Source organism: Enterobacter sp. (genome assembly GCF_977039595.1).
The window spans coordinates 151,797-163,684 of the sequence record NZ_CDRQYH010000001.1 but is presented as its reverse complement, the minus strand read 5'-3'; the positions used below and the strand labels follow the sequence as shown (position 1 = coordinate 163,684).

The 11,888-nt window shown below is 54.9% G+C and carries 12 protein-coding genes; 5 read left to right on the top strand and 7 right to left on the bottom strand.

What is annotated here, in order from left to right; translation table 11 throughout:
- The first annotated feature begins 54 nt into the window (after nt 1-54).
- The 4 genes from ACWYRJ_RS00720 (at nt 55) to folA (ending at nt 3,374) form a co-directional block, all read left to right on the top strand.
- The gene (locus ACWYRJ_RS00720) at nt 55-288 is read left to right on the top strand and encodes a YgdI/YgdR family lipoprotein (protein WP_003856439.1); all 234 of its coding nucleotides are present in this window, start codon (nt 55-57) and stop codon (nt 286-288) included.
- Nucleotides 289-391: 103 nt separating this feature from the next.
- Complete coding sequence (gene kefF, locus ACWYRJ_RS00715; protein ID WP_455507250.1) at nt 392-922, top strand: glutathione-regulated potassium-efflux system oxidoreductase KefF; 531 nt, start codon at nt 392-394, stop codon at nt 920-922.
- Complete coding sequence (kefC, locus tag ACWYRJ_RS00710) at nt 915-2,780, top strand: glutathione-regulated potassium-efflux system protein KefC (RefSeq protein WP_455507249.1); 1,866 nt, start codon at nt 915-917, stop codon at nt 2,778-2,780. Before kefF ends, kefC begins: the two co-directional genes overlap by 8 nt.
- 114 nt (nt 2,781-2,894) lie before the next feature.
- Nucleotides 2,895-3,374 carry a type 3 dihydrofolate reductase gene (gene folA / locus ACWYRJ_RS00705; RefSeq protein WP_008502023.1) on the top strand — a complete coding sequence of 160 codons (480 nt, stop codon included), beginning with the start codon at nt 2,895-2,897 and terminating at the stop codon, nt 3,372-3,374.
- A 39-nt stretch (nt 3,375-3,413) separates the two neighbouring features.
- On the opposite strand, the gene apaH is transcribed toward folA, so the two are convergent.
- The 6 genes from apaH to lptD are packed head-to-tail and all read right to left on the bottom strand — an operon-like array spanning nt 3,414 to nt 10,143.
- Complete coding sequence (gene apaH, locus ACWYRJ_RS00700; protein WP_115876460.1) at nt 3,414-4,262, bottom strand: bis(5'-nucleosyl)-tetraphosphatase (symmetrical) ApaH; 849 nt, start codon at nt 4,260-4,262, stop codon at nt 3,414-3,416.
- A gap of 4 nt (nt 4,263-4,266) precedes the next feature.
- The gene (apaG, locus tag ACWYRJ_RS00695; RefSeq protein WP_008502021.1) at nt 4,267-4,644 is read right to left on the bottom strand and encodes a Co2+/Mg2+ efflux protein ApaG; all 378 of its coding nucleotides are present in this window, start codon (nt 4,642-4,644) and stop codon (nt 4,267-4,269) included.
- A 3-nt stretch (nt 4,645-4,647) separates the two neighbouring features.
- Entirely contained in the window at nt 4,648-5,469 is an 822-nt protein-coding gene (gene rsmA, locus ACWYRJ_RS00690; protein ID WP_023310362.1) for a 16S rRNA (adenine(1518)-N(6)/adenine(1519)-N(6))-dimethyltransferase RsmA, read from the bottom strand.
- Complete coding sequence (gene pdxA / locus ACWYRJ_RS00685) at nt 5,466-6,452, bottom strand: 4-hydroxythreonine-4-phosphate dehydrogenase PdxA (RefSeq protein WP_032660737.1); 987 nt, start codon at nt 6,450-6,452, stop codon at nt 5,466-5,468. The genes rsmA and pdxA overlap by 4 nt, the downstream gene beginning before the upstream one ends.
- Complete coding sequence (surA, locus tag ACWYRJ_RS00680) at nt 6,452-7,738, bottom strand: peptidylprolyl isomerase SurA (RefSeq protein ID WP_223581215.1); 1,287 nt, start codon at nt 7,736-7,738, stop codon at nt 6,452-6,454. Before surA ends, pdxA begins: the two co-directional genes overlap by 1 nt.
- A 53-nt stretch (nt 7,739-7,791) precedes the next feature.
- Nucleotides 7,792-10,143, bottom strand: a complete 2,352-nt coding sequence (lptD, locus tag ACWYRJ_RS00675) for an LPS assembly protein LptD (protein WP_455507248.1) — start codon at nt 10,141-10,143, stop codon at nt 7,792-7,794.
- A 239-nt stretch (nt 10,144-10,382) separates the two neighbouring features.
- Here lptD and djlA point away from each other — a divergent pair, with 239 nt between their 5' ends.
- Nucleotides 10,383-11,198: a co-chaperone DjlA gene (gene djlA / locus ACWYRJ_RS00670; protein ID WP_008502016.1), complete on the top strand. Its 816-nt coding sequence runs from the start codon at nt 10,383-10,385 to the stop codon at nt 11,196-11,198.
- A 28-nt stretch (nt 11,199-11,226) separates the two neighbouring features.
- Here djlA and rluA read toward each other — a convergent pair whose 3' ends face one another.
- Nucleotides 11,227-11,886, bottom strand: coding sequence for a bifunctional tRNA pseudouridine(32) synthase/23S rRNA pseudouridine(746) synthase RluA (gene rluA, locus ACWYRJ_RS00665; protein ID WP_455507247.1), 660 nt, complete (start codon nt 11,884-11,886; stop codon nt 11,227-11,229).
- Nucleotides 11,887-11,888 lie beyond the last annotated feature (2 nt).

Sequence of the window (11,888 nt, the reverse complement as noted above, 5' to 3'; positions counted from 1 at the left end):
GCCTAAAATGGTTAGGTCGATAACGAAATTCAACTGAGAGCAGGGGAAAACACCATGCAAAATAAATTACTGATCGCTTCCGTTCTGGCTGCTACGGCAATGTTTACCGTTGCGGGCTGTTCGTCTAATCAGGCCGTAAAAACCACCGATGGCAAAACCATTGTCACCGACGGCAAACCGCAGGTGGATGACGATACCGGTCTGGTGTCGTACAAAAACGCCGAAACCGGTCAAACCGAGCAGATTAACCGTGACCAGGTGAAATCCATGGGCGAGCTGGATAACTAATTCAGAATTCTGACGTAAGCCCGTCAATAATATTCACTATTAGCCTGTTGAATTACTGACTACACTCTTTTGTTAAAAGAAAGCAGTAACAACAGGCTAATCAATGATTCTGATAATTTATGCCCATCCTTATCCGCAGCACTCGCATGCGAATAAGCGGATGCTTGAGCAGGTAAGGACGCTTGATAACGTTGAGATACGTTCCCTCTATCAACTCTATCCCGATTTTAATATCGATATCGCCGCCGAACAGGAGGCGCTTTCTCGTTCCGATCTGATTATCTGGCAGCACCCCATGCAGTGGTACAGCACGCCTCCGCTGCTGAAACTGTGGATTGATAAAGTCTTCTCCCACGGCTGGGCGTATGGACACAACGGCCATGCGCTAAAAGGGAAAAGCCTGATGTGGGCGGTCACCACCGGCGGTGGGGAAAGCCATTTTGATATCGGTTCCTTCCCGGGTTTTGACGTCCTGGCGCAGCCGCTGCAGGCGACAGCGCTCTATTGCGGTCTGAACTGGCTCCCGCCTTTTGCGATGCATTGCACGTTTGTTTGCGACGATGAAACGCTGCAGGCGCAGGCTCGCCATTATAAACAACGCTTACTTGAGTGGCAGGAGACGCACCATGGATAGCCATACGCTGATACAGGCGCTGATTTACCTCGGCGCGGCGGCGCTGATTGTGCCCGTGGCGGTACGCCTGGGGCTGGGCTCTGTTCTCGGCTATCTGATTGCGGGCTGCGTCATTGGGCCGTGGGGCTTTCGACTGGTCACGGATGCAGAGGCGATTCTCCATTTTGCTGAAATCGGCGTTGTGCTGATGCTGTTTGTGATTGGCCTGGAGCTTGATCCCCAGAGGTTGTGGAAGCTTCGCGCCTCGGTATTTGGCGGAGGGGCACTGCAGATGGTGGCCTGCGGCCTGCTGCTGGGTGGGTTCTGCATCCTGCTGGGCATGGACTGGAAAGTGGCAGAGCTCATCGGCATGACGCTGGCGCTCTCCTCAACGGCTATTGCCATGCAGGCGATGAACGAGCGAAATCTGACGGTATCCCAGATGGGACGTAGCGCGTTCTCGGTGCTGTTGTTCCAGGATATTGCCGCTATTCCGCTGGTGGCGATGATCCCGCTGCTGGCAGCCAGCGGTTCCTCTACCACGCTGGGCGCTTTCGCGCTGTCGGCACTGAAGGTGGCGGGCGCGCTGGCGCTGGTGGTGCTGCTTGGCCGTTACGTGACCCGCCCGCTGCTGCGGTTTGTTGCCCGTTCAGGCCTGCGCGAAGTGTTCAGTGCCGTGGCGCTGTTCCTGGTGTTTGGCTTTGGTCTGCTGCTGGAAGAAGCCGGGCTGTCGATGGCGATGGGGGCGTTCCTCGCAGGCGTCCTGCTTGCGAGCTCGGAATACCGCCACGCGCTGGAAAGCGATATCGAGCCGTTCAAAGGGTTACTGCTGGGGCTGTTTTTCATCGGCGTGGGGATGTCCGTCGACTTTGGCACGCTTGTGGCTCACCCGCTGCGGATCGTCATCCTGCTCGTCGGCTTCCTGATCATTAAAATGGTAATGCTGTGGCTGATTGCGCGTCCGCTGAAGGTTCCAAATAAGCAGCGCAGCTGGTTTGCAGTGCTGCTGGGGCAGGGGAGTGAATTTGCGTTCGTGGTCTTTGGCGCCGCGCAGATGGCAAACGTGCTCGATCCCGAGTGGGCGAAAGCGCTGACGCTGGCAGTCGCGCTGTCGATGGCCGCAACGCCCGTTCTGCTGGTGGTGCTGACGCGTCTGGAAAAATCGGGTAGCGAGCAGGAGCGCGAAGCCGATGAAATTGACGAAGAACAGCCGCGCGTCATCATTGCCGGATTTGGCCGCTACGGGCAGATCGTTGGCCGTCTGCTGCTGTCCAGCGGGGTGAAGATGGTTATCCTCGATCACGACCCCGACCATGTCGATACTCTGCGTAAATTTGATATGAAGGTATTTTACGGCGATGCGACCCGCGTCGATCTATTGGAATCCGCCGGTGCGGCCAAAGCGGAGGTATTGATTAACGCGATTGACGATCCGGAGACCAGCATGCAGATGGTGGAAATGGCAAAAGAACATTTCCCGGATCTGACCATTATTTCCCGTGCCCGCGATGTGGATCATTATATCCGTCTCAGGCAAGCGGGCGTAGAAGCCCCTGAGCGTGAAACCTTTGAAGGCGCGCTGAAATCTGGCCGTATGGCGCTGGAAAATCTGGGGCTCGGCGCGTATGAAGCGCGCGAGCGGGCGGACCTGTTCCGCCGCTTTAACACCGAGATGGTCGAAGAGATGGCGGCGATGGCCGGGAGTACGGCCACCGAGCGTGCGGCGGTGTTTAAACGCACCAGCGCCATGCTGACGGAAATCATTAACGAGGACCGTAATCACCTGTCGCTGATCCAGCGTCACGGCTGGCAGGGCACGGAAGAGGGCAAGCATACCGGCGATCCGTCTGACGAACCGGAGAGTAAACCTTCCGCGTGAAGTGGAGTTGCCAGCAATATTAAAAAATTTCTTTATCTTTACTCTGCCGCCAGTCGACGAAAGATTAAGCTTTCCGTATAGTGGCGGCAATTTTTTGCATCCGGGAAATTTTCAATGATCAGTCTGATTGCAGCGCTGGCGGTGGACCGCGTTATCGGTATGGAAAATGCCATGCCGTGGAACCTGCCTGCCGATCTCGCATGGTTTAAACGTACTACGTTAAACAAGCCGGTAGTGATGGGCCGCCTGACCTGGGAGTCGATTGGTCGTCCATTGCCGGGCCGTAAGAATATCGTTATCAGCAGCCAGCCGGGCACTGACGATCGCGTCGAATGGGTAAAATCAGTCGACGAGGCGATTGCTGCATGCGGCAATGCCGAAGAGATCATGGTGATCGGCGGTGGGCGCGTGTACGAGCAGTTCCTGCCAAAAGCGCAGAAGCTGTATTTGACCCACATTGATGCAGAAGTGGAAGGGGATACTCATTTCCCGGACTACGATCCGGACGAGTGGGAATCGGTATTCAGTGAATTCCACGACGCGGATGCACAGAACTCCCATAGCTACTGCTTCGAGATTCTGGAACGTCGTTAAGTGATTTTCCCTCTCCCGGCCGGGAGAGGGAATAGCGTATCAGGAGGCGACGGCCTCGCCTTCTCCTAAGTCCAGCTGTCGGTTGGACGGCTGCACAAAGTAAGCTTTATCTTCCCAGCGCAAGCAGGTTAACTCTCCGCCCCAGCAGCATCCGGTATCCAGACCGTAAATCCCTTCCGGCGTTCCTTTTCCTTCCAGTGCCGCCCAGTGACCAAATACCACGCTGTACTCGCTTGTCACCGGCCCCGGAATGGCAAACCACGGTTTCAGCGGAGCGGGCGCACTTTCCGGCGTCTCTTTGGAATACATGTCCAGCTGTCCGTTCGGGAAGCAGAAGCGCATGCGGGTAAAGGCGTTGGTGATAAAGCGTAGACGGGCCAGACCGCTGAGATCCTCGCTCCAGTGGTTCGGCATATCGCCGTACATGGCATCGAGGAAGAAAGGATACGAGTCGCTTGCCAGCACCGCCTCAACGTCGCGCGCGCAGGTTTTCGCCGTCTCAAGATCCCATTGCGGGGTGATCCCGGCATGCGCCATGACCAGCTTTTTCTCCTCGTCGACCTGCAGCAGCGGCTGACGGCGAAGCCAGTTAATCAGATCGTCCGCGTCCGGCGCATCCAGCAGCGGAGTGAGGCGATCTTTAGGTTTGTTGCGGCTGATCCCGGCGAACACCGCCAGCAGATGCAGATCGTGATTGCCCAGCACCATGCGGACGCTGTCGCCCAGCGATTTGACGAAACGTAATACTTCAAGGGAGCCGGGGCCACGCGCGACTAAATCGCCCGTCAGCCAGAGCGTGTCCTGTCCTGGCGTAAAGTCGACCTGTTTTAATAATGCGATCAGTTCATCGTAGCAACCGTGAACGTCGCCAATCAGATATGTAGACATTAGATTAATGAATAAGTGTGGTTACGGCGAGACGGAACACGGGAATGGCAACGCGGAAATCATTGCCATCGACATCGACCATTTCATAATGGCCCTGCATCGTACCCATCGGCGTTTCAATCACCGCGCCGCTGGTGTACTGGTACTCTTCGCCAGGGGCGATGTGGGGCTGTTCACCGACCACACCTTCACCCTGAACTTCGATTTCGCGGCCATTGCCGTTGGTGATAAGCCAGTAGCGTCCGCGCAGCTGCACGGGCGTCCGCCCCAGATTGCGAATGGTCACGGTGTAAGCAAAGACAAAACGTTCTTCGTCCGGCGATGACTGTGATTCAACATAGACGCTTTGTACATGGACACATACGCGGGGCGAATCAATCATGGCTTAACTCTCCTTCGGCGGCGCATTATCGCTGATGTAATTAGCCAGCTTGCAGTATTGCTCTACGGAAATGTTCTCCGCACGCATTGCCGGGTCGATTCCCAGTTCGGCTAACACCTCAACGGTAAAGGAATTGCTGAGGCTGTTACGGATCGTTTTACGACGCTGGTTAAAGGCTTCAGTGGTAATGCGGCTCAGTACACGCAGATCTTTAACCGGATACGGTTTCGTTTTGTGCGGTACAAGGCGCACAACCGCTGAATCCACTTTCGGTGGTGGTGTGAACGCTGACGGCGGTACTTCGAGTACCGGGATCACGTTGCAGTAATATTGTGCCATCACGCTTAAACGACCATACGCTTTACTGTTCGGGCCTGCAACCAGACGGTTAACAACCTCTTTTTGCAACATGAAGTGCATGTCGGCAATGGCATCAGTATAGCTAAAGAGGTGGAACATGAGCGGCGTGGAGATGTTGTACGGCAGGTTGCCGAAGACGCGCAGCGGCTGGCCCATTTTTTCCGACAGTTCGCCAAAGTTCATGGTCATGGCGTCCTGCTGATAGATGGTCAGCTTCGGCCCGAGGAACGGGTGCGTTTGCAGGCGAGCGGCCAGATCGCGGTCCAGTTCGATGACGGTCAGCTCGTCAAGGCGTTCGCCTACCGGCTCGGTCAGCGCGGCAAGACCCGGGCCGATTTCGACCATCGCCTGACCTTTTTGCGGATTAATAGCCGAGACAATGCTTTCGATCACGAACTGATCGTTAAGGAAGTTTTGCCCGAAACGTTTACGGGCTAAGTGGCCCTGATGGACTCGATTAGTCATTGAGTATTAACAATCATTTTGATGGCGAGATTAAGCGCCGTAATAAAACTGCCGACATCCGCTTTCCCCTGGCCTGCCAGATCCAGCGCAGTACCGTGGTCAACGGACGTTCGAATAAAGGGTAAACCGAGGGTGATATTCACCCCGCGGCCAAAGCCCTGGTATTTTAGCACGGGCAGGCCCTGATCGTGGTACATCGCGAGCACGGCGTCGGCATTATCCAGGTATTTCGGCTGGAAAAGAGTATCTGCAGGGAGCGGCCCGCTGAGGTTCATCCCCTTCGCCCGCATTTCGTTGAGCACCGGAATAATGGTGTCGATCTCTTCGGTGCCCATGTGCCCGCCTTCGCCGGCGTGCGGATTCAGGCCACAGACCAGCACATGCGGCTGCGGTATCCCAAACTTTGTCTGCAGATCGTGGTGCAAAATCCCGATGATCTCGCGCAGGAGTTCAGGGGTGATCGCATCAGGAATGGCTTTGATCGGCAGATGGGTGGTCACCAGCGCAACGCGCATTTCCTCCGTCGCCAGCATCATCACCACTTTCGGGCTACGTGAGCGCTCTTCGAAGAACTCCGTATGCCCGGTAAACGGTATACCCGCTTCGTTGATGACGCCTTTATGGACGGGACCGGTAATCAGGGCGGCAAATTCGCCCTTCAGGCAACCGTCGCAGGCGCGCGCCAGGGTTTCCACGACATAGTGGCCGTTTTCCGTGCTGAGCTGGCCAGGAATGACCGGCGTACGAAGGGGAACAGAAAGAAGGGTGAGGGTACCGGCTTGCTGCGGTGCAGGCTGTTGGCCTTCAACGTAAGGGATAAGCGTTAAAGGCAGACCGAGCAGCGTTGCCCGGTCTTGTAACAGTGTTGCATCGGCGCAGACAACCAGTTCTACAGGCCAGCTGCGCTGGGCGAGCTGGACAACGAGGTCAGGCCCAATCCCGGCGGGTTCGCCGGGCGTGATAACAACACGATGCTGTTTCATTAGTTGCTCAGAATTTTCACGTATGCGCTGGCGCGTTGTTCCTGCATCCAGGTGGCTGCTTCTTCAGAGAACTTACGGTTAAACAGCATACGGTAGGCTCTGTCTTTTTGTGCCGCATCCGTTTTATCAACGTTACGGGTGTCCATCAGCTCGATCAGATGCCAGCCAAACGAAGAGTGGACCGGCGCGCTGATCTGGCCTTTGTTCAGCTTCATCAACGCATCGCGGAAGGCAGGATCGTAAATATCCGCAGCCGCCCAGCCCAGATCGCCGCCCTGGTTAGCAGAGCCTGGATCCTGAGAGAACTCTTTTGCTGCCTTCGCAAAAGAGGTTTTACCGCTCTTAATGTCTGCTGCAATCTGTTCCAGCTTCGCACGCGCCTGATCGTCAGTCATGATCGGTGACGGTTTCAGAAGAATGTGGCGAGCGTGAACTTCGGTGACGGAGATATTTTGGCTCTGACCACGCAGATCGTTCACCTTCAGAATGTGGAAGCCCACGCCTGAACGGATTGGACCCACGATATCCCCCTTCTTCGCCGTGCTCAGCGCCTGAGCAAAGATGGATGGCAGCTCCTGAATACGTCCCCAGCCCATCTGGCCGCCTTTCAGCGCCTGTTGGTCAGCGGAGTAGGTGATAGCCAGCTTGCCAAAGTCTCCGCCGTTACGCGCCTGTTCGACAATAGAACGCGCCTGGCTTTCAGCTTCCGCAGCCTGATCGGAAGTTGGGTTCTCTGGCAGTGGGATCAGGATGTGGCTCAGGTTCAGCTCTGTGCTCGCATCGTTCTGGTTACCCACCTGTTTTGCCAGCGCGTCCACTTCCTGAGGCAGGATAGTCACGCGGCGACGCACTTCGTTGTTACGCACTTCCGAAATCAGCATCTCTTTACGGATCTGATTACGGTAGGTGGCGTAGCTGATGCCGTCATAGGCCAGACGGCTGCGCATCTGGTCTAAAGACATATTGTTCTGCTTCGCGATGTTAGCGATCGCCTGATCGAGCTGCTCGTCAGTGATCTTCACACCCATTTTCTGCCCCATCTGCAGAACGATCTGATCCATGATCAGACGCTCCAGGATCTGGTGGCGCAGCGTGGCGTCATCCGGAAGCTGTTGACCGGCTTCACCCGAATTGAGCTTCACCGATTTCATCAGACCGTCAACGTCACTTTCAAGCACGACGCCGTTGTTAACCACAGCAGCGACTTTATCAACAACCTGGGGGGCGGCGAAGCTGGTATTCGCAACCATAGCGACACCGAGCAGCAGCGTTTTCCAGTTCTTCATACTTTTTCCATTTCAATTAACCGCAAAGCGGATTACGTTGCAAATCAAGCACATTACAAGGCGCTACTGTACGGCAGAATATTCGAGCGCAGCATTTTCTGCGTACCCAGGCCGTAGTTGGAACTCAGGCCGCGTAACTCGAAGTTAAAGCCAATCACGTTATCGTATTTGCTCTGATTGTTTTCACTGTTCCAGCCGTTAAGCTTACGTTCGTAGCCGAGACGCAGCGCGTAACAGCAGGAGTTATATTGCAGACCAACCATCTGGTCAGCAGCTTTATTGGCGTTAGTATCGAAGTAGTAAGCGCCTACGATTGACCAGCGGTCGGCGATTGGCCAACTCGCTGCGCCACCCACCTGCGAAATACCGTCTTTATACTGCTCGGCAGTACCATAGTTCGGTAGCGTCGCCTGAATATATTCCGGGCTGGCATAACGATAGGTCAACTGCACCATACGATCTTCATCCCGGCGATACTCAATCGCCGCCGTACTGTTGGCGATATTGTCGAGACGAGTGTCATATTGAACGCCGCCGCGCAGACCCCAACGATCGGTCATACGCCAGTAGGTGTCACCAGCCCAAATCAGCGAACCTGTCTTGTTATCTTTCTCCCACTTGATATTGTCATCGCCCGTGCGAGACTCGGTGAAATAGTAGATTTGACCAACAGAAACGTTAAAACGTTCAACGGCAGCGTCATCATAAACGCGCGATGTGACCCCGGTCGTTAACTGGTTCGCTGAGGCGATGCGGTCAAGGCCGCCGTAGGTACGATCGCGGAACAGGCCGCTATAGTCAGATTGCAGTAAAGAGGAGTCGTAGTTATTGATGTTGCTCTGGTCGCGATAAGGCACGTACAGGTACTGCATACGTGGCTCCAGCGTCTGGGTATAGCCATCCGCCAGAAGTGCCATATTGCGTTCGAAGATCAGCTTACCGTCCATTTTGAACTGCGGAAGCGTACGGTTTACGGATTCCTCAAGATGGGCGTTGTTGCTGGTATTGTAATCATCAATATTTTTTTGCTGATAATGGGTCGCCATCAGCTTGGCTTCCGTATTCAGGCTTGCCCAGTCATTCGACCATGGCAAGTTGATTACGGGCTCCAGGTGAACACGGGTGGCTTCCGGCATATTGGAATTGGTGTTCACAAAATGCACGGCCTGACCATAAATACGAGTGTCGAACGGACCTACGTCATTCTGGTACCAGTTAACGTCCAGCTGAGGTTCGGCGCCATAGGTACTTGCCGTCTGGCTGGAGAATACCTGGAACTGTTTGTTGGTTACCGTCGCATCGAAGTTCTGAACCGCGTAGCCAACGCTGAAAATCTGTGTGGCATAACCATCGGTACTCGAACCGTATTTGGATGAGAAATCATTGAAGTAGTTCGGGTCACTGACTTTGGTGTAGTTGACGTTGAAACGCCAGACCTTGTCCATCACCCCGGAATGCTGCCAGAAATACATCCAGCGGTGCTTATCGCCTTCGGTTGGATGCTCGTCCTGGAAAACTTTATCCGACGGCAGATAATCCAGCTCCATCAGACCCGCACCAGCCTGGGTCAGATAGCGGAACTCATTCTCCCACATGATGTTGCCGCGCTTGTGGATATAGTGCGGCGTGATCGTCGCATCCATGTTTGGCGCGATGTTCCAGTAATACGGCAGGTAGAACTCAAAGTAGTTCGTGGTGCTGTATTTGGCATTCGGGATCAGGAAACCGGAGCGACGTTTGTCACCCACGGGAAGCTGCAGATAAGGGCTATAGAATATGGGCACCGGACCCAGCTTGAAGCGGGCGTTCCAGATCTCTGCGACCTGTTCTTCGCGGTCATGGATAACCTCGCTCCCGACCACGCTCCAGGTATTTGAACCCGGCAGACATGACGTGAACGTACCGTTTTCCAGGATCGTATAGCGGTTTTCACCGCGCTGTTTCATCAGGTCTGCGTCACCGCGCCCCTGGCGACCCACCATCTGGTAATCACCTTTCCAGACGTTGGTATCTTTCGTATTCAGGTTTGACCAGGCTTTCGGACCTTTCAGGATGACCTGATTGTCGTCATAGTGCACATTACCCAGCGCATCCACCGTTCGTACCGGCTCGGTCGCACCTTCCGGTTGTTTCTGGTGCAGCTGCACTTCATCTGCCTGCAGACGGCTATTGCCCTGGTTAATATCGACATTGCCCGTAAACGTGGCATTGTCAGGGTAAGTCCCTTTTGAACTGTCGGCAGTAATGGTTACCGGCAAGCTATTTGTATCGCCACTCACCAGTGGGCGATTATAACTTGGGACGCCAAGCATACACTGCGAGGCGAGATCGGCCGCCAGACCCTGTTGACTGTACAGGGCGGAGCCAATCATTGTGGCCAGGAGGGTGGGGATACGTTTTTTCATACGTTGTATTTTATTGTTCCGTCATCAGTGGCTACGGCTTATAAACGCTCAGAGACTATCTTACTCATCTGCGCAGTACCAGCGTTAATCCTGCCCGTTTGCGTGCCAGAGTGTTAGGCTCGCTATCGAATGACGAGTATGATAAAGCAAATTATAGGCGATGTCCTTCAATTGACCGTGACTTGAACACAGTGATGATGACGTTGCGTCGGCAAGGAATATGACTATCCGGGGAGTATATGCAGTATTGGGGTAAAATAATCGGCGTTGCGTTCGCCATCATCATGGGTGCCGGGTTCTGGGGAATTGTGCTGGGGCTTATTATTGGCCATATGTTTGATAAGGCGCGCAGCCGCAAAATGGCCTGGTTTGCCAATCAGCGCGAGCGTCAGTCACTCTTTTTCTCCACCACCTTTGAGGTCATGGGGCACTTAACCAAATCCAAAGGGCGTGTCACAGAAGCCGATATTCAGATTGCCAGCGTTTTTATGGATCGCATGAACCTGCACGGCGACTCCCGTCTGGAAGCGCAAAATGCGTTTCGCATCGGGAAATCCGATAACTATCCGCTTCGCGAAAAAATGCGTCAGTTCCGCAGCATCTGTTTTGGACGTTTTGATTTAATTCGGATGTTTCTGGAAATTCAAATCCAGGCGGCCTTCGCGGACGGTTCACTACACCCTAATGAACGTGACGTGCTGTACGTCATTGCGGAAGAGCTGGGCATCTCCCGTATGCAGTTCGACCAGTTCCTGCGCATGATGCAGGGCGGGGCACAGTTTGGCGGTGGCTATCACCAGCAGTCGTCCGGCGGTGCCTGGCAGCAGGCGCAGCGTGGTCCGACGCTGGAAGATGCCTGCAATGTGCTTGGCGTTAAGCCCTCTGACGATCAGACCACAATTAAACGTGCCTATCGTAAGCTCATGAGCGAACATCATCCGGATAAACTGGTCGCGAAAGGCTTACCGCCAGAAATGATGGAGATGGCGAAGCAAAAAGCGCAGGAAATTCAGAAAGCGTACGAACTGATTAAAGAGAAGAAAGGTTTCAAATAAAAAAAGCCCGACGATGTCGGGCTTTTTTTTAGAAGTCCACCGGGGCTTTAAACGTCATTGCGTTACCGAAGGCCGGATGGGTGATGGTGAGCGTCTGCGCGTGCAGCTGCAGACGTGGCGCTAAGGCCAGCGCTTCAGGCGGCGCGTAAAACCTGTCGCCCAGAATCGGATGACCCAGCGCAAGCATATGCACGCGCAGCTGATGCGAGCGTCCGGTAATCGGCTTTAGCAGGACGCGCGCGGTATTATCCGGCGCGTACTCAAGCACTTCATACTCGGTCTGCGCGGCCTTGCCGGTTTCATAACACACCTTCTGCTTTGGCCGGTTCGGCCAGTCGCAGATCAGCGGTAAATCCACCAGCCCTTCGGCCTGCGCCGGGTGACCCCAGATGCGGGCGACATACTGCTTCTTCGGCTCGCGCTCGCGGAACTGGCGCTTCAGCTCGCGTTCCGCCGCTTTGTTCAGCGCCACCACAATCACGCCGCTGGTCGCCATGTCCAGGCGATGGACAGACTCCGCCTGAGGATAATCACGCTGAATGCGCGTCATCACGCTGTCTTTGTGCTCGTCCAGACGCCCCGGCACGGACGACAGCCCGCTGGGCTTGTTGACCACCATAATGTGTTCATCCTGATACAGAATGACCAGCCAGGGATCCTGCGGCGGATTGTACGGCTCCATCACCATCT

What these genes read in the sequence shown, in the direction of transcription:
- ACWYRJ_RS00720 (WP_003856439.1), top strand. Translation starts at nt 55, where the DNA reads ATGCAAAATAAATTACTGATCGCTTCCGTTCTGGCTGCTACGGCAATG.
- kefF (WP_455507250.1), top strand. Translation starts at nt 392, where the DNA reads ATGATTCTGATAATTTATGCCCATCCTTATCCGCAGCACTCGCATGCG.
- kefC (WP_455507249.1), top strand. Translation starts at nt 915, where the DNA reads ATGGATAGCCATACGCTGATACAGGCGCTGATTTACCTCGGCGCGGCG.
- folA (WP_008502023.1), top strand. Translation starts at nt 2,895, where the DNA reads ATGATCAGTCTGATTGCAGCGCTGGCGGTGGACCGCGTTATCGGTATG.
- apaH (WP_115876460.1), bottom strand. Translation starts at nt 4,262, where the DNA reads ATGTCTACATATCTGATTGGCGACGTTCACGGTTGCTACGATGAACTG.
- apaG (WP_008502021.1), bottom strand. Translation starts at nt 4,644, where the DNA reads ATGATTGATTCGCCCCGCGTATGTGTCCATGTACAAAGCGTCTATGTT.
- rsmA (WP_023310362.1), bottom strand. Translation starts at nt 5,469, where the DNA reads ATGACTAATCGAGTCCATCAGGGCCACTTAGCCCGTAAACGTTTCGGG.
- pdxA (WP_032660737.1), bottom strand. Translation starts at nt 6,452, where the DNA reads ATGAAACAGCATCGTGTTGTTATCACGCCCGGCGAACCCGCCGGGATT.
- surA (WP_223581215.1), bottom strand. Translation starts at nt 7,738, where the DNA reads ATGAAGAACTGGAAAACGCTGCTGCTCGGTGTCGCTATGGTTGCGAAT.
- lptD (WP_455507248.1), bottom strand. Translation starts at nt 10,143, where the DNA reads ATGAAAAAACGTATCCCCACCCTCCTGGCCACAATGATTGGCTCCGCC.
- djlA (WP_008502016.1), top strand. Translation starts at nt 10,383, where the DNA reads ATGCAGTATTGGGGTAAAATAATCGGCGTTGCGTTCGCCATCATCATG.
- rluA (WP_455507247.1), bottom strand. Translation starts at nt 11,886, where the DNA reads ATGGTGATGGAGCCGTACAATCCGCCGCAGGATCCCTGGCTGGTCATT.